General features: G+C 70.5%; 17 protein-coding genes. 9 read left to right on the top strand and 8 right to left on the bottom strand.

Annotated elements, in window-relative coordinates:
• The coding region (locus tag D7V97_RS17975; protein ID WP_199728843.1) for a response regulator at positions 1–441 on the top strand (441 nt) is incomplete at its 5' end.
• Between the two features lie 10 nt (positions 442–451).
• Here D7V97_RS17975 and D7V97_RS45350 read toward each other — a convergent pair.
• Positions 452–1,156, bottom strand: a complete 705-nt coding sequence (locus tag D7V97_RS45350; protein WP_120611874.1) for a tetratricopeptide repeat protein — start codon at positions 1,154–1,156, stop codon at positions 452–454.
• 32 nt (positions 1,157–1,188) lie between these two features.
• Entirely contained in the window at positions 1,189–2,499 is a 1,311-nt protein-coding gene (locus D7V97_RS17965) for a radical SAM protein (protein WP_120611873.1), read from the bottom strand.
• 175 nt (positions 2,500–2,674) lie between these two features.
• Between D7V97_RS17965 and ald the strand changes: the two genes are divergently transcribed.
• The 5 genes from ald to D7V97_RS17940 all read left to right on the top strand — a co-directional run bounded on the left by ald (position 2,675) and on the right by D7V97_RS17940 (position 9,315).
• Positions 2,675–3,802, top strand: a complete 1,128-nt coding sequence (gene ald / locus D7V97_RS17960) for an alanine dehydrogenase (protein ID WP_120611872.1) — start codon at positions 2,675–2,677, stop codon at positions 3,800–3,802.
• A gap of 253 nt (positions 3,803–4,055) precedes the next feature.
• On the top strand, positions 4,056–4,697 hold the full coding sequence (locus tag D7V97_RS17955; protein WP_120611876.1) for a sigma-70 family RNA polymerase sigma factor: 642 nt from the start codon (positions 4,056–4,058) through the stop codon (positions 4,695–4,697).
• A 27-nt stretch (positions 4,698–4,724) separates the two neighbouring features.
• A complete protein-coding gene (locus D7V97_RS17950) occupies positions 4,725–5,576 on the top strand; it encodes an anti-sigma factor (protein ID WP_120611871.1) in 852 nt (283 codons plus the stop codon).
• Between the two features lie 185 nt (positions 5,577–5,761).
• Complete coding sequence (locus D7V97_RS17945) at positions 5,762–8,350, top strand: AAA family ATPase (RefSeq protein ID WP_147444852.1); 2,589 nt, start codon at positions 5,762–5,764, stop codon at positions 8,348–8,350.
• A 128-nt stretch (positions 8,351–8,478) separates the two neighbouring features.
• A complete protein-coding gene (locus D7V97_RS17940) occupies positions 8,479–9,315 on the top strand; it encodes a Rossmann-like and DUF2520 domain-containing protein (RefSeq protein WP_120611869.1) in 837 nt (278 codons plus the stop codon).
• A 93-nt stretch (positions 9,316–9,408) separates the two neighbouring features.
• Here the strand turns inward: D7V97_RS17940 and D7V97_RS17935 are convergent, their stop codons facing one another.
• A complete protein-coding gene (locus D7V97_RS17935; protein WP_120611868.1) occupies positions 9,409–10,731 on the bottom strand; it encodes a hypothetical protein in 1,323 nt (440 codons plus the stop codon).
• 218 nt (positions 10,732–10,949) lie between these two features.
• Here D7V97_RS17935 and D7V97_RS17930 point away from each other — a divergent pair, with 218 nt between their 5' ends.
• Complete coding sequence (locus tag D7V97_RS17930) at positions 10,950–14,003, top strand: hypothetical protein (RefSeq protein WP_233582923.1); 3,054 nt, start codon at positions 10,950–10,952, stop codon at positions 14,001–14,003.
• Here D7V97_RS17930 and nadD read toward each other — a convergent pair.
• From nadD to D7V97_RS17905, 5 genes are all read right to left on the bottom strand, one after another.
• Complete coding sequence (gene nadD / locus D7V97_RS17925) at positions 14,000–14,572, bottom strand: nicotinate (nicotinamide) nucleotide adenylyltransferase (protein ID WP_233582921.1); 573 nt, start codon at positions 14,570–14,572, stop codon at positions 14,000–14,002. The genes D7V97_RS17930 and nadD overlap by 4 nt on opposite strands.
• A 10-nt stretch (positions 14,573–14,582) precedes the next feature.
• Complete coding sequence (locus D7V97_RS17920; protein ID WP_120611865.1) at positions 14,583–15,257, bottom strand: hypothetical protein; 675 nt, start codon at positions 15,255–15,257, stop codon at positions 14,583–14,585.
• A gap of 7 nt (positions 15,258–15,264) precedes the next feature.
• The gene (locus D7V97_RS17915) at positions 15,265–16,461 is read right to left on the bottom strand and encodes an exo-beta-N-acetylmuramidase NamZ domain-containing protein (RefSeq protein WP_233582920.1); all 1,197 of its coding nucleotides are present in this window, start codon (positions 16,459–16,461) and stop codon (positions 15,265–15,267) included.
• Between the two features lie 41 nt (positions 16,462–16,502).
• Positions 16,503–17,882, bottom strand: a complete 1,380-nt coding sequence (locus tag D7V97_RS17910; protein ID WP_120611864.1) for an adenylate/guanylate cyclase domain-containing protein — start codon at positions 17,880–17,882, stop codon at positions 16,503–16,505.
• Between the two features lie 81 nt (positions 17,883–17,963).
• The gene (locus D7V97_RS17905) at positions 17,964–18,701 is read right to left on the bottom strand and encodes a tetratricopeptide repeat protein (protein ID WP_120611863.1); all 738 of its coding nucleotides are present in this window, start codon (positions 18,699–18,701) and stop codon (positions 17,964–17,966) included.
• A gap of 75 nt (positions 18,702–18,776) precedes the next feature.
• On the opposite strand from D7V97_RS17905, the gene D7V97_RS17900 reads away from it, so the two are divergent.
• Both D7V97_RS17900 and D7V97_RS17895 read left to right on the top strand, forming a co-directional pair.
• Positions 18,777–21,182: an endonuclease MutS2 gene (locus D7V97_RS17900; protein WP_120611862.1), complete on the top strand. Its 2,406-nt coding sequence runs from the start codon at positions 18,777–18,779 to the stop codon at positions 21,180–21,182.
• 99 nt (positions 21,183–21,281) lie between these two features.
• Positions 21,282–23,186, top strand: a 1,905-nt coding sequence (locus D7V97_RS17895; RefSeq protein WP_120611861.1) for a putative metal-binding motif-containing protein, incomplete at its 3' end; no start/stop codon positions are given.

The following is a 23,186-nucleotide window of genomic DNA, read 5'->3' as shown; positions in this document are numbered from 1 at the left end:
CCCCCGGCCGCCGTCGCCGCGCCCGCGGGCATCGCCGCGCCGAAGACGGTGGCCCCCGGGGCGCGCAAGCCGCGCATCCTGATCGTGGACGACAGCGAGATGACCGCGCGCATCATCGAAGCGGACCTCGTGTCCAAGGGCTTCGAGGTCCACATCGCGGACTCCGCGGACAAGGCCACGAAGATCATCCTGAAGAAGCAGACGCGCCCGGACCTGGTGCTCCTGGACGTGCGCATGCCCAACGTGAACGGCGAGCAGTTCTGTCGCTTCATCAAGAGCAACAGCCTCTTCAAGGGCATCAAGGTGCTGCTGTGCTCCGGTGAGAACGTGGAGGAGCTGCAGCGCATCTGCCGCGAGGCCGGCGCCGACGGCTACATCCCGAAGGACGCCGTGATGGGCAACCTCGTCGCCAAGGAGCTGATGCCCCCCGGCGCCGAGTAGTCCCCGCTTCTCAGGGCGCCTTGGCCGCCTCGGCCGCCTCGGAGGGACCGCCGTCCGTCGCCGTCTCCGCCGCCGGGCAGGAGGTCTTGAGCGCGAGCGCCTCCATGGCGTTCTTGATCTCGGCCTTGTTCGCCTCCGCGGGCTTCGCCTGCACGTAGCGCTGATACGCGGCCAGCGCGTCACAGGGCCGGTTGAGCGTCTCGTAGGACTTCACCACCGCGTTGAGGATGGGGCGCTGATCCGGCTGGAGCTCCAGGGCCTTCTGGTAATCCGCCGCCGCCCCCTCCATCTGACCCAGCGCCTCCTGCGACAGGCCGCGCCACACCCGGTAGCTCGCGTTCTCCGGCTGCGCCGCCACCAGCGCCGTGGCGGCCTTGAGCGCCTCGGCCTTCTGCCCCTGGCGCGCGTTCGCCGTGTACGAGAGCTGGAGCAGGACGACGTTCGGGCCGCACGCGGCGGTGAAGTCGTCCGCCGCCTTCGTCACGCCCTTGAGGTCGCCGGTGGTCATCAGGAGCTGCGCGTACTCCTGCGCCTTCGCCTTGTCACACGGCGTCTCCTTCAGGGCCTCGCGCAGCTTGCGCACGATGGGCTTCTTCAACCCGTGGTCGAACTCCGGCTCCTCGGGCGCCTTGCTGCACGCACCGAGGGCGGCCACGGCGCCGGAGGAGAGACAGAGGACGGCCAGACGGAACGGGACGCGTGAGGAGACGGACATGCCCGGCTCTGTAGCCGCCCGTCACCGGAGGGTCAAACCCCTGGCGTGCTCGCGGCGTTCTCGCGCTCGTCCAGGCCGCGCGCGAAGTTGCCGATGATGAGCCCCGGCCGCGCCGCCTTCAGCCGCTGCAGGAGCGTGCGGATGCCCACCGGCTCACCGCCCGCGCCCACGCCTCGCGCGACCTCCAGGTACTGGAGCGGGTCGATGCACAGCGAGCGCGTCTGCACCTGATCCACGCGGTACTTGCGCACCAGTTTCTCCAGCGCCTGCACCTCGCCCTCGCGGTCGGTGACGCCGGGGAACAGCAGCAGGTTGAGCGCCAGGTACGCGCCGCGCTCGCGGGCCAGCGCGATGGAGGCCTCCACGTCCTCCCAGCCGTACTTCACCGGCTTGTAGTAGGCCTCGTAGAGCCCCTTCGAAGCGGCGTTGAGCGACACGCGCACCGCGTCCAGCCCCGCGTCCAAGAGCGCCTTGAGCCCGTGCGTGAGGCTGGCGTTGGTGTTGATGTTGATGGAGCCCTTGTCCGTCTTCGCGCGCATCATCCGGATGGACTCCGCGATGTACTTCCAGCGCGTGAGCGGCTCGCCCTCGCACCCCTGGCCGAAGCTCACCATGGTGCGGCCCGGCGCGTGCTCCAGGTGGTACAGGCCGATGGCCGCCATCTCCTCCGCGGAGGGGCCGTCATCCATGCGCTCGTGCGAGGCCGGCGGGCCGTCCGCGGGCTGATCCGAGATGCAGCCCACGCAGCGCGCGTTGCACATCACCGACGCGGGGATGGCGCCCTCGTCGCGCGCGTAGAAGATGTTCTGCGACGTGAAGCACCGGTAGAGCAGCGCGCACGTCTTCAGCTGCTTGAGCACGCGGCTGTCCGGGAAGCGCTCCAGGTGCGCATTGACGAGGCCCTTCAGCTCCGGCGTGGAGTACGCCTCCGGCTCCCAGTGCGAGCGCCGGTCGGTGTGGATGGCCCACGCGAGCGGCCCCTTCTCCCCCCACGCCGCCGCCGTGTACGCCCACTGCGGGAGCACCGGCCCGTCGCCCTTCACCTCGCCAGGCAGGAACGTGCGCGTGTAGCCGGGCGGCAGGAGCGCGCCCACGGCGTTGGGCACGAACGTCTTGCCCCCCATCTTCATCTCCCGCACCAGCTCCAGCTCGCCGGAGTCCGGGTTGAGCCCCACGGGCAGGCGGCCGGGCAGGTGCACCAGGCGCCCGGCCGCCGGCAGGGCGATGGGCTTGTCCTGCGGCGGCACGAGCTCCTCGCCGCTGCGCAGGGTGGCGATGAGGTACGGATGCTCCATCACCCGACCCTTGGGGTCCGCGAAGAGCAGTTTTGGCGCGTGCGTCATGCCCTTTTAACTACCACGGGCCGAGCCTCCTGCGTCCAACGCCTCGCGTCATGTGGATGCGCGAATGAAGCCCATCACACCCGACGCTCCAGGCTGGCCGTGCGCGCCTTGAAAGCGATGGGGCGCTGGTTTATGGGTCCGCCACGTTTTCGCAGTCCCCTATCCGGAGGCAGTCGTGATCGTCGGAGTTCCCAAGGAGATCAAAACCCGCGAGTACCGTGTCGGCATGGTGCCTGCGGGCGTGCGCGCGCTCACCAGCGCGGGCCACACGGTGCTGGTCGAGACGAACGCTGGCGTCGGCTCCGGCATCCCGGACTCGGAGTACCAGCGCGTCGGCGCGCAGATCATCACCAGCGCGGATGAGGTGTGGAAGCGCTCGGAGATGGTGGTGAAGGTGAAGGAGCCCATCGCGCCGGAGTACGAGCGCATGCAGCCCGGGCAGATCGTCTACACGTACTTCCACCTGGCCGGCGTGGATCCGGAGCTCACCAAGACGCTCCTGAAGAAGAAGGTCACCGCGGTCGCCTACGAGACGCTCCAGCTGGACGACGGCAGCCTGCCGCTGCTCAAGCCCATGAGCGAGGTGGCCGGCAAGATGGCCATCCAGGTGGGCGCCGCGTGCCTGGAGAAGGCCCACGGCGGCAAGGGCATCCTGCTGGGCGGCGTGCCCGGCGTGCGCCGCGGCCGCGTGGCCATCATCGGCGGCGGCGTGGTGGGCCTGTGCGCCGCCAAGGTCGCGGTGGGCATGGGCGCGGAAGTGACCATCCTCGACGTGAACCTGGAGCGCCTCACCTACCTGGACGACGTGTTCCTCGGCCGCGCGCAGACGCTGGCGTCGGACACGGAGTCCATCGCGCGCACCGTGCGCGAGTCCGACCTGGTGGTGGGCGGCGTGCTCATCCCCGGCGGCAAGGCGCCCAAGCTGGTGTCGCGTGAGCTCATCGGCGAGATGGAGCCCGGCTCCGTCGTCGTCGACGTGGCGGTGGATCAGGGCGGCTGCATCGAGACCTGCAAGCCCACCACGCACGACAACCCCACGTTCACCGTGAGCGACGTCGTCCACTACTGCGTGGCCAACATGCCCGGCGCCGTGCCCCAGACGTCCACGTTCGCGCTCACCAACACCACGCGCCCGTACTCGCGGAGGATCGCGGACCTGGGCCTGGTGGAGGCCATCAAGGCGGACCGCGCCCTCCAGCGTGCCATCAACACCTACAACGGCCACATCACCTACGAGGCCGTCGCGAAGGACATGGGCTACGACTACGTGCCCCTGATGGACGCCATCGGCGGCAAGCGGTAGCCAGGCCGTCCAGCAGCCGGCCAGCCGCGTTCTGGCCGGGTTGCCGGAGGGGAAATCCGTCCGGTGGACCCCTCCGGTGCCCACCCTGAGGAATAAATGATCCCGCCGGGCGTCTCCGCACTCCAGAAGCGGGCATGCGTGCGGCGCGGCAGGGGAAAGCGTTGTTGACCCGCCTGCTCCGGTGCATAGATTGACCGTTAGGCAGGCGACGCATTCCCCAAATCATTTCGGGCCCCTGGAAGGCGGGAGCATGATGCTGGACTTCAGGCAACCCAACCGGACGAAGCAGGAATTCGAAGAGCTGGCGCTGGCGCACCTGGATCCGCTCTATTCAGCGGCCCTCCGGTTGACCAAGAACGAGCGCGACGCCGAGGATCTGGTGCAGGACACCTGCATGCGGGCCTATCGCTTCTTCGACAAGTTCGAGCGCGGCACGAACATCAAGGCCTGGCTCTTCAAGATCCTCACGAACACGTTCATCAACCGGTACCGGCGCAAGGTGAAGGAGCGCACGGTGGTGGAGGGCGTGGAGCGTGAAGCGGTGCACGAGCGCTTCGTGAGCCGGGACGCGACGGACTTCGCGGCCAACCCCGAACAGTACTTCTTCGACCGGCTCCTGTCGGACGACGTGCTGCGCGCCATCGACTCGCTGCCCATCGACTTCCGGCTGGTGGTCATCCTCGCGGACCTCCAGGAGTTCTCCTACAAGGAGATCGCGGAGATTCTGGAGTGCCCCGTGGGCACGGTGATGAGCCGGCTGTTCCGCGGTCGCAAGCTGCTGCAGAAGACGCTGCGCGAGTATGCCCAGGGTCAGGGTGTGTTCCGGCATGATGGAGATCCGGTGCCGGCGCCCGCGGACCTGGAAGAGTACCGGCGCAGGAAGAAGGCAGGCTAGACAGAGGTTGGAGTCCATCGAGCCCCTATGACCTGCCAGGAACTCGAGCGATTGCTGTACCCGTACCTCGACGGCGAGTTTCAGCCCGAGGAACGCCACGACGTGGAGTCGCATCTGGAAGGCTGCTCCGCCTGCGTGGCGCGGGTGGACGAGGAGATGCAGCTGCGCCAGGCGCTCCGGCGCGCGGCGAAGCACGCCGTCTCCACCCAGGGCACCCGCGCACCAGCGTCGCTGCGCGCGGGCATCCAGTCCGGCCTGCACCGCGAGCAGCGCCGCGCCCAGGTGAGCCAGTGGCTGCGCGCCGGGGCGGTGGCCCTGGTGGTGGTGACGGTGGGCGGCGGCTGGATGACGTACCAGTCCGGCCAGGCGCAGCGCGCGTCCATCCTGGAGGCCGTGCAGCGGCACACGCGGCAGCGGCCCCTGGAGTTCGTCGCGGGCACGCCGGAGCAGATTGAAGCGTGGTTCAACGACAAGGTGGAGCACCGCATCACCCTGCCCCGCCTGCAGCAGGCCCGGCCCGTGGGCGCGCGCTTCTCCACGCTCAACGGCCAGGAAGTCGTCTACGTCAGCTATGAGACGCAGCCCCGCCTCACGAACGAGCCCAAGCGCAACATCGGCGTGTTCGTGTATCCGGCGACGGGCAAGCGGGTGACGGTGGAGGAGGCCCCCACGGTGGAGAACGTGGCCGTGGACGCAAGCCAGGCCTACAACGTCGTGACGTGGCGTGATCAGGACATCACGTACGAGCTCGTGACGGACCTGGACGACGCCGCCATCCTGCAGATGCTGAGGGATCAGGAGCAGCGCTCCAACGGCACGCCGCGCCCCGCGCAGGTGAAGCCGCAGGTGAGCCTGCAGCCCGTCTCGCTACAGCCCTGAGCGGCCCCGCGGCGCGGGGCCTGAGTGGTCGCCTGCTCAACTGAATACCGGGCGTTGCACCCGGTGTGAAGATTGACGGTCCCAGACATGGCCGATAGCCTCGACGGCGTTTCTTCTCTTCGCGCGCCGCCGCTCTCTTCGTGGTGATCCACCGCGCGCCGCACTCCCAGGACGGCCGTCCCTTCATGTCCAAGCGAATCCTGATCGTCGAAAGCGACGCCACCCTCTCCGCCACCCTGCAGCAGGCGCTGGAAGCCCGGGGCTTCACGGCGCAGACGACGGGGGACGGCAAGGGCAGCGTGGAGCTGATCCGGCGTGAGCGCCCGGAGCTCGTGGTGCTCGCCGTGGACCTGTCCGCGGGACAGAACGGCTACCTCATCTGCGGCAAGCTGAAGAAGGACGACGAGCTGAAGACGGTGCCCATCGTCATCATCGGCAGCCCGGACGGCTTCGCGGCGCACAGCAAGCTGAAGGCGCGCGCGGACGAGTACGTGGCGAAGCCCGTGGACACCGACACGCTGGTGGATCGCGTGGGCGGCCTCATCGGCTTCCCGGAGCTGCCCGCCAGCGACGAGGTGGTGGACGACAGCCTCACGCTGGACTCGCTGGGCGAGGAGTCGTCGCCGGACTTCGGCGAGGAGATCGCCGTGGACACGGGCGAGGAGCCCGCGGTGCCCGGTGAAGACCTGGACATGCTGGACGAAGCCTTCAGCGACATGTCCGAGCCCATCACCGGCACGCCCGAGGAAGAGCCCGTGGTGGCGCCGCCGGACCTGGACGCGTCCTCCGAGGAGGAGGGCTCCGCGCTCGACTCGCTGGGCTCCTCCGACAACGACTCGCTCGACGTGCTGAGCGGGCTGGACGACGAGCCGGAGGAGAAGACCGTCATCGGCTTCATGCCGACCGCGGAGCCGGTGGCGCCCCCCGCGCCCGTGGCCCGGCCCACGCCGCCGGTCACCCCGCAGGCGCAGGCGAAGGCGGGCACGCTGACGCTGGATGCGAAGGCGTTCCCGATGCTCACGTCGATGGGCCGCAACCTGAGCCAGGCGGCGCGCGAGGGGAAGCTGGACCCGGTGGTGGGCCGCGCGCGGGAGGTCGAGGAGGTCATCGACATCCTGGGCAAGCGCCGCACGAACAACCCGTGCCTGCTGGGTGAGCCGGGCGTGGGCAAGACGGCGGTGGTGGAGGGCGTGGCGCAGCGCCTGCTGGGCCTGCGGGGCACGCTGGCGGAGAAGATCCTCATCGAGCTGGACATGGCCACGCTGGTCGCCGGCACGCAGCTGCGCGGCTCGTTCTCCGAGAAGCTCAACGCGCTGAAGGAAGAGGTGCGGCGGGGCGAGGGGCGCGTGGTGGTGTTCATCGACGAGATCCACACGCTGGTGGGCGCGGGCTCCACGGGCGAGGGCCCGCAGGACGCGGCCAACGAGCTGAAGACGGCGATGGCGCGCGGCGAGTTCCCCTGCATCGGCGCGACGACGCACGACGAGTACCGCAAGTTCATCGCGGCGGACCCGGCGCTGGAGCGGCGCTTCACGTCGGTGACGGTCAACGAGCCGTCGGTGCCGGAGACGGTGGAGATCCTCCAGGGCATCATCGGCCGCTACGAGGAGCACCACGGGCTGCGCTACCTGCCGGAGGCGCTGGTGGCGGCCGCGTCGCTGGCGAGCCGCTACGTGACGGACCGGTTCATGCCGGACAAGGCCATCAGCGTGGTGGACCTGGCGGGCAGCCGCTGCCACCGCGAGGGCAAGCACAAGGTGGACGCGGCGGACGTGGCGCGCGTGGTGGCGAAGCTGGCCGGCGTGCCCGAAGAGCGCCTGCTGATGAACGACTCGGCGCGCCTGCTGCGGCTGGAGGACGACCTGTCGGAGCGCGTCATCGGCCACGCGGAGGCCGTCGGCCGCATCGCGCGGGTCATCCGCCGCAACTACGCGGGCTTCGCGTCGCGCCGTCCCATGGGCAGCTTCCTCTTCCTGGGCCCCACGGGCGTGGGCAAGACGGAGATGGCGCGGGCGCTGGCGGAGGTGCTGTTCGGCAACCGGGACGCGCTGGTGCGGCTGGACATGAGCGAGATGTCCGAGTCCCACGGCGTGTCGCGCCTCATCGGTTCACCGGCGGGCTACGTGGGCTTCGGCGAGGGTGGGCAGTTGACGGAGCCCGTGCGTCGGCGGCCGTCGTCGGTGGTGGTGCTGGATGAGATCGAGAAGGCGCACCGCGAGGTGCAGATGCTGCTGCTCCAGGTGCTGGAGGAGGGCCGGCTGACGGACGGCAAGGGCCGGCACATCGACTTCTCCAACACGGTCATCGTGATGACGACGAACCTGGGCGCGGAGGCGTTCTCGCGCACGGGCCGGGCGGTGGGCTTCGGCGCGGCGGACGCGGCGGCGGGGAGCGCGTTGGATCTCGCGGCGGACACGGCGCGCAAGGCGCTGCCTCCGGAGTTGTGGAACCGCATCGACGAGCGGCTCCCGTTCCGGCCGCTGGTGGAGCTGGAGGTGGCGAAGATCGCCACGCTCATCCTGGCGGAGAGCAGCAAGCGGCTCGCGACGGAGCGCGGCATCGTCTACACGGCCGGCGCGGATGTGGTGGGTCACCTGCTCAAGTCCGGCGGCTTCGATCCGCAGCTGGGAGCAAGGCCGATGCGCCAGGTGGTGCAGCGGTTGGTGGAAGGTCCCCTCGCGGAGCGCATCCTCGCCGGTGAGTTCGGCGCGGGCGACCGCGTGCGCGTGGCGGTGCAGGCGGGCCAGCTCCAGTTCGCGCGGGACGCCGCCTGACGGTGGGAAGGCCAGCCCGGCGCGGTTCATCGCCTGCGCCTGGTGGTGCCTTGGGCGGACGAGGCACGGCAAGCGCCGGTAGGGATGACGGCGGGACGGCTCCCGTTCGCGTGGGACGTCGCCCGGCGGTGAAAGCAAAACGCGCTCCCGTTGTCATCGTTGGCGCAGGGAGGCTGGGCGGCGCGCTCGCGCTGGCACTCCAGGCGAAGCGCTGGCCCGTGCGCGTCTACTCGCGCGACGATGCGGGCCGCGAGCGCACGCGGTCACTGGGGCTGAAGCCCGCGACCCCGGCGGACTTGAAGAAGGCGCGCGTCTGCGTGCTGTGCGTCCCGGACGCGGCGGTGCCCACGGTTTCCGCGGCACTGTCGAAGGAGCTGCCTCGCACGGTGGCGCTGGTGCACACCGCGGGGGCACTGCCCCTCTCCGCGCTGACGACGCAGCGGGGACGCGCGGTGGGCTCCTTCCATCCACTCTGCGCCGTGTCCTCCGCGCATGACTCCCTGGCAGGCCACACGGCCGCCATCAGCACGCGCTCCCCTGCCCTGCGTGCCCTGCTTCAACGCATGGCGGAGGACGTGGGCTTCGCCGTGTTCGACGTGCCGGAGGCGCACCGGGCCGCCTACCACGCGGGCGCGGTGCTGAGCGCCGGAGGGCTGGTGGCGCTGGCGGACGCAGCGGTGGGCGCGCTCGGCGCGGCGGGCATCGAACCCGAGGCGGCGCTGAAGGCACTGCTGCCGTTGATGCGCTCGGCGCTTCGGGGCGTGGAGGCGCGCGGCCTCTCGGGTGGGCTCACCGGTCCCATCGTCCGAGGAGACGCGGGCGTCGTCGCGGCGCACCTCGCGGCACTGCCGGACGACATCGCTCCGCTCTACGCGCAGCTCTCGCGGCGGGCGCTGCGGCTGGCCTCGGACCGGCTGCGTCCAGAGATCCGCACCGCGCTGCAAGACGTGCTCGCGAAGAAGTGAAACCGCCCCGCTCCAGCCCCTGAACGGAGCGGAGCGGTGGCGCCCAACGGCGCGCGTCACGGTGACTCCCGGACGCGCGCCCTACCCTCGGGACTACGTGAGGATGATGCGCGGGCTCTGGAGGGCGCGGCGCACGATGGCCAGGGCCTGCTCGGAGGCGGCCTCGGCCTCGGTGAGGCGGCGCAGGCAGACGTCGCCCGCGACCGACGTGGAGCGCTTCAGGTCCGCCAGCAGCGTGAGCGCGGCCTGGAGCATCTCCTTGCCCTGCGCGGACTCCGTGGCCGGCTGACCCGCGGCCTTCGCCACGTGCGCCGTGAAGCGCTGCACCGCGTCCATGGTCGCGTTCGGGTCGTACTTGTCCAGCAGCGGCTTCAGCCGGTCCGGGTTGATCCGGATCAGGCGCAGCGCGCCGACCTTCTGGAAGGCCGGGTGCACCAGACCGATCTCCGACATATCGAACGCGCCCAGCAGGCCCTCGTCCGGCGCGGGGTGCGCGTGCGGCACCACGTCCACGAAGAGCGCCAGCGGATCCGCGCCCTGCTTGAACGCCGCCAGCTCGTCCTCGTCCAGCGGCGGGAAGCTCGCGGGCGTGCCGATGAAGAGCAGCGGCAGCACCACGTCGTGCCAGAACTCCTCCGGCGCGGAGCCCGTGCCACCCACCGTGGCCACCAGGTGCGTCATCAGCTCCGCGAGCCGGGGGGCGCGCTCGGCCTGCTCCGCCAACGACTTGCCCACCTCCATGCGCTGCAGCGAGGTGACGATCTGACCCTCGAACTGCTGGCGGGCCTCGGGCGGCAGCGGCGGCTGGGTGCGGCCCAGCGCGTCACGCACGTCGCGCGCCAGCGCGTCCGTCTTCGACTCCAGCGTCTGCTTCGCCTTGGCCGAGTCCACCACGATGAACTGGAGGAAGCCCGGATCGAACAGGCGCTGGTAGTCCGTGGGGGCCAACGTCTGCTGCTGGCTGCCCAGGGCCTGCGCGGGGCTGGTGCCGAAGCGCACCTGTCCCAGCGAGCGGCGGATGTCGCTGGCCAGGTCGTCCAGGCGCGTCAACTTCGCTTGCGTCAGCGCGTCCATCACCGCGCCAAACGGCGACAGCATGATGATGGCCTGGGGGAAACCCAGCGAGGCCCCCTCCGGGGAGTCGCGGTTGGGGAACCAGAAGGCCTGGTGCTCGGAGATGAGGCGCAGCGCGAAGCCGCCCGCGAGTCCCAGCGCCGCGGCCTGGTGCTCCGGCCGTTGCGCCTCGAACTTGCCGCCCAGCAGCTTGATGACGGCCTGCTCCACGTCCGCCCACGGCGCCTTCACCAGGTCGAGCGGCTTGCCTTCGGCCTTCTCCAGCGCCGCGGAGAGCTGGAGCTGCGCGTTGTGGACATGCTGCGGAACGGGAAGCGCCTGCGGCTCGGCCGGTTCGGACATGAGAAGGTTCCTGTAAGAGAAGCGACCGCGTTCCCTTACCGTGAAAAACGCGGTCGTGGCCACGATTTGTGACCGCTAGGATGCCCGCCATGTCAGCTTCCAGCGGGTCTGCCCGCCAGCCCGCCCTTCTTGCCTGCCTTCTCCTGCTGACGTCCGGGTGTGCTTTCGTCGCACCCCGTTTCCCGCAGAACGTCCAGGCGTCCTTCGCGCGGGACGACATGCACAAGCTGACGACGCGCTCGATGGAGCTGTACTACCCGGCCCCACTGCGCGCCACGGCCCTGCGCGTGGCCGCCCGGATGGAAGGCTGCGTGGACCGCCTCCGCGCCGACGCCTGGAGCCGCGTCGAGCGCAAACGGGTGCTCGTCTACCTGACCAGCGCGGACTTCAACAACGCCTACGTCCAGTCGGAGTTCGCGAGCACGCCCCAGCAGATGGTGCTGCCGCAGCACATGACGCTGGAGCAGTTCAACCTGCTGGGCCTGGGCGAGACGGACATTGGCGACGTGGCCTGTCACGAGTCCGTCCACTACGTGCAGATGCAGCAGGTGGGCGGCCTGTGGAACACGCTCAACGTGCTGAGCGGCGGCCTCTTCCAGCCCAACATCTTCACCGAGTCCTGGTTCCTGGAGGGCCTGGCCACCTACTACGAGGGGCGGCTGGGCAAGGACACGGGGCGCCCCTACAGCCCGGTGTGGCGCGGCTGGTGGGAGGGCGCGGTGCAGGCCCGACGCGGGGAGCTCAACGCGGGCTACCTGTCCCCGGAGCAGCGTGCGTTGGATCCGTTCGGCGGCAACTACCTGACCGGGATGAACTTCGTGGAGTACCTCGCCCAGAAGTACGGCGAGAAGCTCCTGTGGAAGCTGGTGGAGGAGCAGGGCAACTCCATCCTCCCGCCCATCGCGGTGACGCTGCGGTTCAAGCGCGTGTACGGCAAGGACATCGGCTCGCTGTTCAGTGAGTACGAGGAGAGCCTCCAGAAGAACCTCCAGGTGCGCGAGCGCCCCGCCACGCAGCAGGTCCGCGTGCCCGACGCGGGCTACTTCTCCCGGCTCGCCGCGAACCCGAAGGACGGCAGCACGGCGCTCCTGAGCGTGGGGCGCGAGCAGATCACCCGCCTCACCGTGTACGAGCGCGACGGTCGCGAGCGCTTCAGCCGCTCGCTGGTGCAGCTGCTCCCGGGGCGCAAGTGGGTGCTCGCCAGCCCCTCGCTCGCCAGCGGCATGACCTTCAGCCGCGATGGCGCCTGGCTGTACCTGGTCAGCGCGGACGTGGATCAGCTGGGCAGCTACACCGCGAAGCTGTGGCGCGTGGACGCGCGCACGGGCGATGTCGTGCGGCTGTGGGACGGGCTGGAGGGCATGGGCGGCGACATCAGCGAGGACGGCCGCGGCTACGTGTTCGTGGAGGTGCGCGGTGACGCAGCGAACCTCGTGCGCCTGGATCTGGAGTCCGGACAGCGCGAGCGACTGACGGACTTCAAGGCCCATACGGCCTTGGGGCCCCCCGCGACGTCGCCGGAGGGCCAGCGCCAGGTGTTCCCCTTTTCCGGCGTGGAGGGCTGGGACCTGGTGCTGCGCGAGTCGGACGGGTCGCTGCGCTGGCTCACGCGCGATGGCCTGTTCAACTACTCGCCGCGGTGGCTGGACGCGGATCACCTCACGTTCCTGCGTGAGCACGAGGGCCGGCTCCAGGTCCACGTGATGACGGTGTCCACCCGGAGGATCGCCCGCGTCACCGACGCGCCCCATCTGGCGATGGACGCGGCGCCCGTGGGCGGGGGCTCCGTCGTGTTCCTCAACCGCGACGGCACGAACTTCAGCGTGGACAGCGCGCCCCTCACCCAGGCCCTGGCCGAGCTGCAAGCGACGCCCGAATCCCCTCCCACCGCGACGGCGGGCGTGGCCCCCACCGAGGCGAGCGCGGGTGTCCCGGTCGCGTCCCCGCCCCCGGCAGGCGACCCTGTCGCGACGACGCCGAGCCCGGGCGCAGCGAATGATCCGGAAGGCTTCGTCAGCTTCCCCGGCCAGGCCGTGCCCTCGGACGGAGGCACACCGGAAGCGCTCGCGCAGGCCCCGACCGATGCGCCCGTGCCCGCGGTGACGCCGCCGCCACCGCCGACCGACCCCGCCAGCGACGTGAGCGGTCCCGTGGTGCCGCCCGTCGTGGTGGGCCGCGATGTCACCGTGCTGTCGGACGAGCCCTACTCCACGCTGGAGGGCTTCCTCATCCCGAACTACCGCGTGCCCTACTTCTACACGGTGCCCAGCAACATCGACGGCGAGGACCCGTACCTCGTGGCGGGGGTGGCGCTGGCGGGGCAGGACCGGCTGGGCTTCCACGCGTATTCGCTGCTGCTGACGTACGACACGCAGGAGGAGCAGCCCAGCCTCTCGTTCGCGTACGGCAACGCGCAGCTGTCGCCCTTCTACCTCCAGCTCTCCGCCTCACGCATCCGTGAGACCGACCGCACCGACCTGCAGGGCACGCTGTTCGCGACGCGCACGTTCTGGACGACGCCGGTGTCGTTCGGGGTGCTCGCGCTCGACCGGCGCTTCGACGCCACCGACCGCCGGCCCCAGCTCATCACGCGCCTCATCGGCCCGGAGGTCGCCGCGGCCTACTTCGCTGGCGAGGGCACGTCCTACGGCGGCACGCAGCGGGGCCTGGGCCTGTCCTTGAGCGGCGGCGTGTACCCGAAGGCCTTCTCGCTCGACTCCACCGTGGGCGACGTGCGCCTGGGCGTGGACGGCTACCTGGGCGGTCTTCCCTTCACCGGCAAGGACAACTTCCAGCTCTCCGCCGTGGGCCGCTACCTGCCCGGCGCACCCGACGGACTGCTGGAAGTGGGTGGCATCATGCCGGGCGAGGTCTTCTTCACCAACCGCGACAGCACGGAGCCGGGCCCCCTGCCGCTCCAGCTCCAGCCGGGCCTCGCCTTCAGCGAGTACCTGCGCGGCTACGAGGACCACACCTTCCGCGCGCGCAACGTGCTCATCGCCAACGCGCGCTACCGCTACCGCTTCATCATCGACTACGGCTGGGCCTCCACGCTGTGGCTGCTGCCGTCCCTCTTCGTCAGCCAGTTCGAGGTGGAGGGCTTCGGCTCCATCGCGCGCACGGACAACAGGAACAACCACGGCGCGGTGGGCGGCGCCGCCACGCTGCGGCTCACCGTGGGGCAGGCCTACGCGCTCGCGTTCTTCTACCAGTACGCGCACCGCTTCGAGGACCGCTTCGGCGACCTGCACCTCGTCGGCTTGACCTTCTAGTCCGCCCGGACGCGCGGGACGCCCAGCCCGAACAGGCCCGCCTCGCGGGCCACCGCGAGCACCCCGGACGGCACCAGCTCCGACGGCTCCTGCCCGCGCGAAAGCATCTCGCGCACCTGCGTGGAGGACACCTCCGCCAGCGGGGGCCCCACCGTCTGTGGCGCCGGGTAGCCCGCGCGGTAGAGCACCAGCACGCGCGCCATCCGCTGGATGCGGTCGAAGTCCTTCCAGTTCGGCAAATCTCGCAGGATGTCGCTGCCGATGATCAGCGAGAACTGGATGTCCGGGTGGCGCTCCACCAGGAACGCCAGCGTGTCCACCGTGCGCCCGCCGCCGCCCACCTCGCGCTCCACCTGGCTCGTCTGGAGCCAGCCGGACGTCTCCTGGCAGAGCGCTTCGCACATGCGCACGCGCTGCTCGAAGGACTCCAGCTGCTTGCCGAACGGATGGTGGAACGTGGGCATCAGCCAGACGGCCTCCACGCCCTGCGTCGCATGCACGTAGGTGGCCGCCATCAGGTGGCCCACGTGCGGCGGGTTGAACGAGCCTCCGAGCAGCGCGACCTTCACGGCGGGCCTCTTATTTGACGGTGAGCTTCGTCGAGCGCGAATCGACCTGGAGCACCTGCGGCGGCAGCACGAGGTGCCCATCCAACCGGAACGCGGAGAAGCTCAAGTTGCGCTCCGCCTTCTCCAACAAGCCGCACGTCTGCTCCGAAGCGCCCACCAGCCGCCCCGGCGTCACGAAGTAGCGCGGGCCAATCCGCACCACCTTGGGCTCCGACTCCTTGCCGTGGATGAACACCTGCGCGTTGAGCAGGTCGTCCTTCACCAGGTCGTTCTTGTCGTGCACCACGCAGCAGAGCGTGTCCCCCACCAGGTCCATCGCCTTGTTGGCCACGGTGGGGTCCCGGTACGCCAGCGACTCTCGCTCCGGCACGCGCACGAAGCGCTCCATCACCAGCCGCCGGTCGTCCTCCGACGCCACGTCCGCGGGCGCTTCACGGGACGCGGGCGTGCGCGGCTTCGCCTCCTGGGGCGACACCAGCCACTGCGTCACGTCCGCGAGGAAGTCCGCGTCGGAGTACTCGCGCCCGCCCCGGCTCTTCTGCCGCCGCCACAGCACCCACTCGTCCAGGTCCGTGTAGCGCGCGCCCACGAAGAGGAAGCGCCGAGCGCCCTTGGCCCGCAGCAGCTCATAGGCCGCGTCGAAGGCCCCCAGGTCGCCGTGCGTATCGGAGAAGACGCCAATCACGGGGTGATCACCGCGCCGGAGCGTACAGCAGGGCGGGCTCCCGGTGCTTCCGGAAGGCCTCCGTCTGGAGGGCGAAGCCTTCCAGCATCCGGTCCAGGCTCCATCCCTCCTCGATGCCGCGACGCACCTGGTCGGTGCCGCACAGCAGGTCGAACGCGGGCACGTCCTCCACGAACTCGTACGCGTCCGCCCGCCAGTCGAAGTGCTTCGGGCCAATGTCGTGCAGCGCCTGGAAGATGGCGATGCCCGTGCGCAGCGGCTGGAAGGCGTGCCGGTCCGTGACGTGGATGAACGCCCCGCTGCACGACTCGCCCTTGTACTTGTCGAACGTGGGGGTGAAGCCCACCGGACGGAAGGCCACGCCGGGCAGACGCTCCTGATCCAACCGTGCGAGCAGCGCGTCGGTGTCCACCCAAGGCGCGCCGAACTGTTCGAACGGGCGGCAGGTGCCGCGCCCCTCCGACACGTTGGTGCCCTCCCCCAGGCACATGCCCGGGTACACGAGCGCGGTGTCCGCGGTGGGCATGTTGGGCGACGGCGGCAGGAAGGGCAGCCCCGTGTCGCTCCAGTGCATGTCGCGCGTCCAGCCCTCGCACGGCACCACCGTCAGCTCACAGCCGAAGCCCTCCTGCGAGTTGAACAGCCGCGCCAGCTCCCCCGCCGTCATGCCGTGGCGGTTGGGCAGCGCGTACAGGCCCACGAAGGAGCGGAAGCGGTCTCCCACGAGGTTGCCCTCCAGCGTCACCCCGTCCAGCGGGTTGGGCCGATCCAACACGTAGAAGGGCACGCGCGCGTGGGCGGCGGCCTTCATCGCCAGGGCCATGGTGTAGACGTAGGTGTAGTAGCGGCTGCCCACGTCCTGGATGTCGAACACCAGCGCGTCCAGGCCCTTGAGCCACTCCGGGCGCGGCGAGAGCGACTCGAAGGTGGAGCCGTAGAGGCTGTGCACGGGGACGTTCGTGCGCCGGTCGCGCGCCTCGTCCACGGCCACCATGTACTGGGCCTCGCCGCGGATGCCGTGCTCCGGCCCGAAGAGCGCCGCCAGCGTCACGCCGGGCGTGCCCGCCAGCAGGTCCGCCAGGTGGCGGAAGCGCGAGTCCACGCTCGTGGGGTTCACGATGGCGCCCACGCGCTTGCCCTTGAGCGCGGAGAAGCCCTGCGCGGCCCACACATCCAGTCCCGTCTTCACCTTCGTCACGGTCATCGCCTCGTCCCGTCGCACGCGGTTCGCGTGGTCGCGGAAGATCAGTTCGCGGGCAGGCGCTTGAGCGCGCTCGCGGCGGCCTTCTTCGAATCACAGGTGCCCAGGCCGAAGATGCCCCCGGCGCTCCCGTCGTCCCCGCCTCCATCGTCGGCCAGGTCCTCCAGTTCTCCCCGCGCGGCCTCCAGCCTCAGGCTGCCCGCGGCCTCCGCCGCCGCCGTGCGCACCCCGCACTGCTCATGCCCTAGCAGGGAGATGATCCGGGAGGCGGCATCACCGTTGCCCTTGCGCACCGCCTGCGAGTAGGCCGCCAGGGACTCGGCCACTTCGCCCTGCGCCTCTTCCAGCCTGCCGGTGAGGAACAGGCGCCGGCCGGCGTCCTCTTCCTGCTTGATGAGCCGCTTCGCTTCGTTCACGCGGGCGGCCTTCTCCGCGCCCGTGGTTCCCTCCACGGCCCGGATGGCGCGCTGTGTGGCACCTCCGCCCCAGGCCACCACCCCCACGCCCAGCACCAGCGCCAGGACGCCCACCGCGGCGAGCCGCCGACCCCGGGCCGGTGACAGCGCCAGGCGCGAGCCCATCCCCTCCGGCAGCGCTTGCGACACGCGCGACCAGAGCGCTCCGCTCGCGGTGCGCGCCTGCTTCCCCAGCACCGACGCCCGCTGGCCCAGCGCCGCCGCGCCCACGGCCGCGCGCTGCCCCAACTGCGCGGCGCCCTGCCCGAACTGCGCCGCGCCCACGGCCGCACGCTGCCCGAACTGCGCCGCGCCCACCGCCGCACGCTGCCCGAGGGCGCCCAGGTCCATGCCGGAGTCCATCACCCGCGCCAGGGCCAGGTTGCCGAACGGCGGCTGCGAGGCCTCGTCCTGCGGCAGCACCACGGCGCCCGGAGCCGGCGCCTCCACCCGGTACGGCGCGCGCGGCACGCGGAAGACGCGGATCTTCCCGGGGATGCCCTTCAGCTCGAAGGAGCCCACCTCCTGCGACGGCACCTCCGCCTTGTTCATGGACAGGTAGACGGCCTCCGTGAAGAAGACCTCGTCCGCGTCGGTGATGCCCTCCACGCGCGCGGCGATGTTCACCGGCTCGCCGAAGATGTCGTTGGCCTCCAGCCGCACCTCGCCCACGTTGACGGCGACGCGCACGTGCAGCTGCTCGTCCTCCACGAGGTTCCGGTTGTGCTGCCACAGCCGGTCCTGGATGGCGATGCCGCTCAGCACCGCCTGCGTGGGGGACTCGAAGGTGACCAGGAAGGCATCGCCAATCGACTTGATGATGCGTCCACCGAAGGCCTTGAACAGAGGCACGAGCAACGCCTCGTGCACGTGGAGCAACCGCTGGTTTTCTTCCAGCGTCTGCCGACTGGTGCGTTCGGTGAAGCCCTTGATGTCGGTGAAGACGATGGCGAGGTTGGCGGTCTTCAAAGCGCGCGCAGTGTATGCAGCGCGTCGCGCGAAGCAATCGCCATGGCCGGGCCGCTTGCCCCGGCGGTCGAATGTCGACTTTCAGCGCTTCGACGGCTTGAGCGCGCGCATCGAGCGCTTCTCCGGCGCCGCGAGCTGCGCCCTCACCTTGGCGGCGAGCTGGGGCCTGTCCGTCCGCTCGTAGAAGGCAGCGAGCGTCCGGAGCACCCCCGGGTTGGTCGGCTGGGCCTCTCGCGCGGCGAGAAACTCCTTCTCCGCGTCAGGCACCCGCCCCTGCTGCTCCAGCACCGACGCGAGCTGGAGACGCACCTGGACCCACTCGGGTTTGGATTTGGACAGGGGCCGGTAGTGCCACTCCGCCTTGAGGAAGTCCCCCGCCCGCGCCCAGAGGCCCGCGAGTCGGAAGCGCGCATCGTCGTAGGACGGGCGCAGTCCCACGGCCTTCTCATAGGCGCGGATGGCGTCGAAGGTGGCGCCCCGCTCCTCCAAGAGCATGCCGCGCAGGAAGAAGACGCGGGGGTTCTGGGGGGCGTCGCGCTCGGCCGCGTCCAGGTGCGCCTGGGCCCGGTCCAGCTCCGGGGCGCTCCCCGCCTTGAGCAGCAGCCGGGCCGCCTCCAGCCGGGGCAGCTCCCACCGGGGCTGCGCGAGCGCCAGTCGCTCCAGGGCGGCGAGGGCTCCCGCGTCGTTCCCGGCCGCCTCCAGCGCCAGGGCGTCTGACAGGGGACTCGGGGCCGCCGGGACCGCCGGAGCTGTCAGGACCGGTTGCGCCTGTGCGTCGGAGGCGCCCGTCAGCAGCGCCGCCACGAGAACCCACATCATGCCCGGCAGATAGCAGAGCCAGGTGGGGCACCTCAACACTTCCCCTTGACGGACACCCGGCCTCGCATGAAACCCATGACCGTGCAGATCTCCCAAAGAACGTTGGAAGACCTTGGTTTCTCGGAAGTGCTCCGCGCGCTGACGCAGCGCTGTCGTACGGAACCAGGAAGGGAGCGGGTGCTTGCCCGCCCGTTCCACGACACCGAGGAGGAAGTGACCGAAGCGCTGGCGCTCGTGGACGAGGCCCGCTTCCTGTCACAGCAGCAGTTCTCCCTGCCCCTGGGCGGCGTGACGGACCTGCGCACCGCCGTGGGCCACGCGGAGAAGGGCGGCATCCTGGAGCCCCGTCAGCTCATCGACGCGGCCCAGCTGCTCTTCGCCTTCGCACGCACGCGCGAGGCGCTGGACGAGCGCCGCGACAACGTCCCCCGCCTGGTGGAGATCTCCCGGCGCCTGCCCTTCCTGGAGGCCATGGCCCGGCGCATCGACCAGTGCTTCGAGCCGGATGGTGAGATTTCGGACCGCGCGAGTCCGGAGCTGAAGGAAGCCCGCGACCGCGCGCGCGGCCTGCACCGGCGCATCAAGACGCGGCTGGACGAGCTGCTCCACGACGAGGCGTTCATCCCCAAGCTGCGGGAGAACTACTACACGCTGCGCAACGGGCGGTACGTGGTGCCGGTGGTGTCGAACTACCGCTCAGAGGTGGACGGCATCGTCCACAACGCCAGCCAGACGGGGCAGACGCTCTTCATGGAGCCGCAGGCGATGGTGGGCCTGGGCAACGACCTGGCCATCGCGCAGTCGGAGGTCGCGGAGGAGGAGCGCCGGGTGCTCCAGGAGCTGAGCCAGCTCGTGGGCCGCGAGTCCACGCGCCTCCTGGAGGGCCTGGAGGCGGTGGCGGAGCTGGACGAGGTGGAGGCCATCGCCATCCTCTCCGCGGACCTGGACGCCACGACGCCCACGTTCGTGGACGTGACGGAGCTGAACCTGCGCGGCCTGCGCCACCCGCGCCTCGTGCTCAAGGGCACGGAAGTCATCTCCAACGACGTGACGCTCACGGGCGGCGCGCGGGCGCTGGTGGTGTCCGGCCCCAACGCGGGCGGCAAGACGGTGACGCTGACGGGCGTGGGGCTGTGCGCGCTGATGCTGCGCTCGGGCCTGCCCATCCCGGTGGGCGAAGGGTCGCGGATGCCGCTGTACCGCTCCGTGCACTCCACCGTGGGCGACGCGCAGGACCTGACGCAGGGCCTGTCCACGTTCAGCGCCCACGTCACCCTGCTGCGCGACATCCTCGCGGAGGTGGGTGAGAACTCGCTGGTGCTCATCGACGAGATCGCGGCGGACACGGATCCGCGCGAGGGCGCGGCCATCGCCATCGCGGTGCTGGAGGAGCTCCTGGGCAAGGGCGCGTATTCCCTGGTCACCACGCACCTGGAGGAGCTCAAGGCGCTGGCGCACATGGATCCGCGCTTCCTGAATGCGCGCGTGGGCTTCGACTCCAAGCGGATGGCGCCCACGTACCGGCTGCAGATGGGCGCTGCGGGCCAGTCATCCGCCATCGACATGGCGGCGCGGGTGGGCCTGCCCTCGCGGGTGTGCGAGCGCGCGCGGGAGCTGTCGCTCAACGCGGGCGGTCCGCTCACCAAGGCGCTGGCGGCGGCCGAGGATGACCGGCGCAAGCTCTACGAGGAGCTGGAGAAGGCCCGCATCGCGGCGAAGGAGGCGGAGAGCCTGCGCGCGGAGCTGGAGAAGCAGAAGGTCGCCTTCGAGCGCGAGCGCAAGGGCCGGATGATGCAGTTCAACGAGGACGTGCACGCGGCGGCGGACCATGCCGCGCAGGAGGTGCGCGACCTGCTCACGAAGCTGCGTTCGGAGCAGAACGAGAAGGCCCTCTCGGAGGCGCGCATGCAGTTGCAGCAGCGCGCGGATGAAGCGCAGAAGCGCGCGGCGGCGGCCAAGGCGGAGCTGTTCCAGGTGGAGGCCCCGGGACCGGCGAACCTCAAGGTGGGCGCGTGGGTGCACCACTCCGGCCTGGGCCGGGACGTGGAGATCCTGGAGCTGACGGACGGTCAAGCGGTGGTGTCCGCGGGCGGCGCGCTGAAGATGCGGGTGCCGACGTCGGAGCTGTCCGGCTCGCGAACCCGCAAGCCGCAGCAGGCGAAGTTCCCGGAGCGCCAGAAGGGGGAAGCGGCCCTCAAGCGCGCGGCCTCCGCGGCGCCCGCGCAGGTGGAGGCCACGAACTTCCGCTGCGACGTGCGGGGCATGCGCGCCGACGACGCGCTGTCGGAGCTGGAGTCGTTCCTGGACCAGGGCATGCGCCGGGGCGAGGAGGCCGCGCTCATCGTCCACGGCCACGGCACCGGGGCCTTGAAGCAGGCCATCCGGGACCACCTGGCCGCGTCGCCGTACATCCGCATGTTCCGCCCCGGCGACAGCCACGAGGGCGGTGACGGCGTCACGGTGGTGGCGCTGCGAGGCTGACGTGTAGGGTCAGGGAGCCGGGGTCCGCGAGGCCCCGCTCCCTCGCTCTTCCGCGGCGGCATTCGGTGGGAGGAGCAACGTTGAGTACAGTGTGGCGCCATGGTTCGGCTCTGCCTGTTGGGATGCGTGGTGCTGCTGGCTGCCTGCGGCGAGAAGGCCCCGGAGGAGGGCGCGCTCCGCGTGTCCGTGAAGTACGGCTCCTTCAAACCCAATTGCGTGCGCGTGGAGGTCCAGGACGCGCATGGCCACCAGGGGGCGACGGACATCCCGGCGAGCCAGTTCCAAAAACGCGAGACCCAGGAGGTCCTGGTCGCGGTGCTCCGCAAGGCGGAGTGGGACCGGGAGCTGAGCGTCACGGTGTCGTCGCTCGCCAGCGCCGCGAACGGCCGCTGCGACGGTGCCGTCCTGGAGCGCTTTTCGAGCCAGCCCATCCCGATTCCGCTGAAGGCGTTCGCCCGTCACGAGGTGACGTTGGAGGCGGTGGATGGGGATGGAGACGGCGCGCCCGTGAACGTCCCGTGGGCCGAGGGCTCCGACTGCGACGACAAGGATCCACGCTTCCACCCCGGCGCCGCGGAAACGTGCACCGGGACGGACGACTTCAACTGCAACACGTTGAAGGGCTGCGCGGAGACGGGCTGCCGGGACGCGGCGTGTGATGACGGAAACCTCTGCACGGACAATGACCGCTGCTCGGGCGTTGGCACCGCGGCGACGTGCCAGGGCTCCGCGCGACAGTGCAACGCGGGTGCGAGCTGCATGGTGGGTGTCTGCGACCAGGGGACGGGCCTCTGCAGCACCGGTCCGGCACCGTCGGGGACGTCCTGTGTCGACGCCAATGCGTGCACCGTGGGGGACACCTGCAATGGCAACGGCGCATGCGTCAGCGGCACGCCCACGCCCTGCCCGGAGAAGAAGTGCTTCCTGGCGGCCAGCGGATGCGTGGCCAACAACACCTGCAACTACCCTCCGGATCCGGCCCAGGTGGGTGACTTCTGCCTGGCTCCTTCCGGATTGACCACGGGGGTATGCCGCTCGGGCGATGGTGCATGCAGTGCCTTCCCCTTCCGGCCCAACAACTTCGATCCGGACGTGGTCGACCCGGCGGACCTCGTGGCGCTCAACACGTCGGGGAACGTGACGTTCAACTCGGACACGCGCGCGTGGGTGCCCAGCAACAATGTGACCAACCCGAACCAGATCAAGCCCCGGGTCCTTCCCCAGGTGGGCGGTGAGCTGGCCCCGGTCCTCATCCCAGTGAGTTCGGTGAGTCTGGGAGGAACGCTGACACTCGTCGGTTCGCGTCCCGTCATCCTCGCCGTGTATGGGGATGCGATCCTGGATCAGTCCATTCTCGCCAATGGCCGCGGCACCCAACCGGGGGCCGGCGGAAATCAGGCATGTGCACTCTCCAAGGGCGCGAACGGGTCGTTCAGCAACAGGGAGGGAGGCGGCGGTGGGGGCGGCGGCAATGGCACCGCCGGAGCAGAAGGCGGACTGGGCTTTACCGATGGAGCACGAGGCACGGGAGGATCGTCGCAATCCAACACGCCGCAGCCGCTCGTTGGCGGGTGCGCGGGAGGCGACGGAGGCGGCGTGACGCCCACCATCGAGGGCAAGGGCGGAGCCGGAGGTGGTGCCCTCCAGATTTCGGTGGCACGCACACTGACCGTCTCGAAGTTCATCTCCACCAGCGGCGGCGGCGGTAACGGCGGCGGTGCCACCGGCCCGGTGGGAGCCGCGGGCGGCGGCGGCGGCGGCAGTGGCGGCCAGGTGGTGCTGGAAGCCCTCAAGGTGACCCTGACGTCCGGTGCACGGCTCACCGCGAACGGCGGTGGTGGTGGCGAGGGTGGAGGTGCCAAGAGCAACGGTGGCTCCGGCGGCTCGGATGGAAACGACGGGAGCGAGAACAGCAGCAACGTCGCCAATGGCGGCATCAATGGGAATGTCACGGGCGGAGGTGGCGGAGCGGGTGGTGCCGGTACCTGTCTCTTATACACAGCT

Origin of the sequence: Corallococcus sp. CA053C (assembly GCF_003611675.1) — a bacterium.
In the GTDB taxonomy this organism is placed as follows: Bacteria; Myxococcota; Myxococcia; order Myxococcales; family Myxococcaceae; genus Corallococcus.
This window is presented reverse-complemented; position numbering and strand designations above follow the sequence as displayed.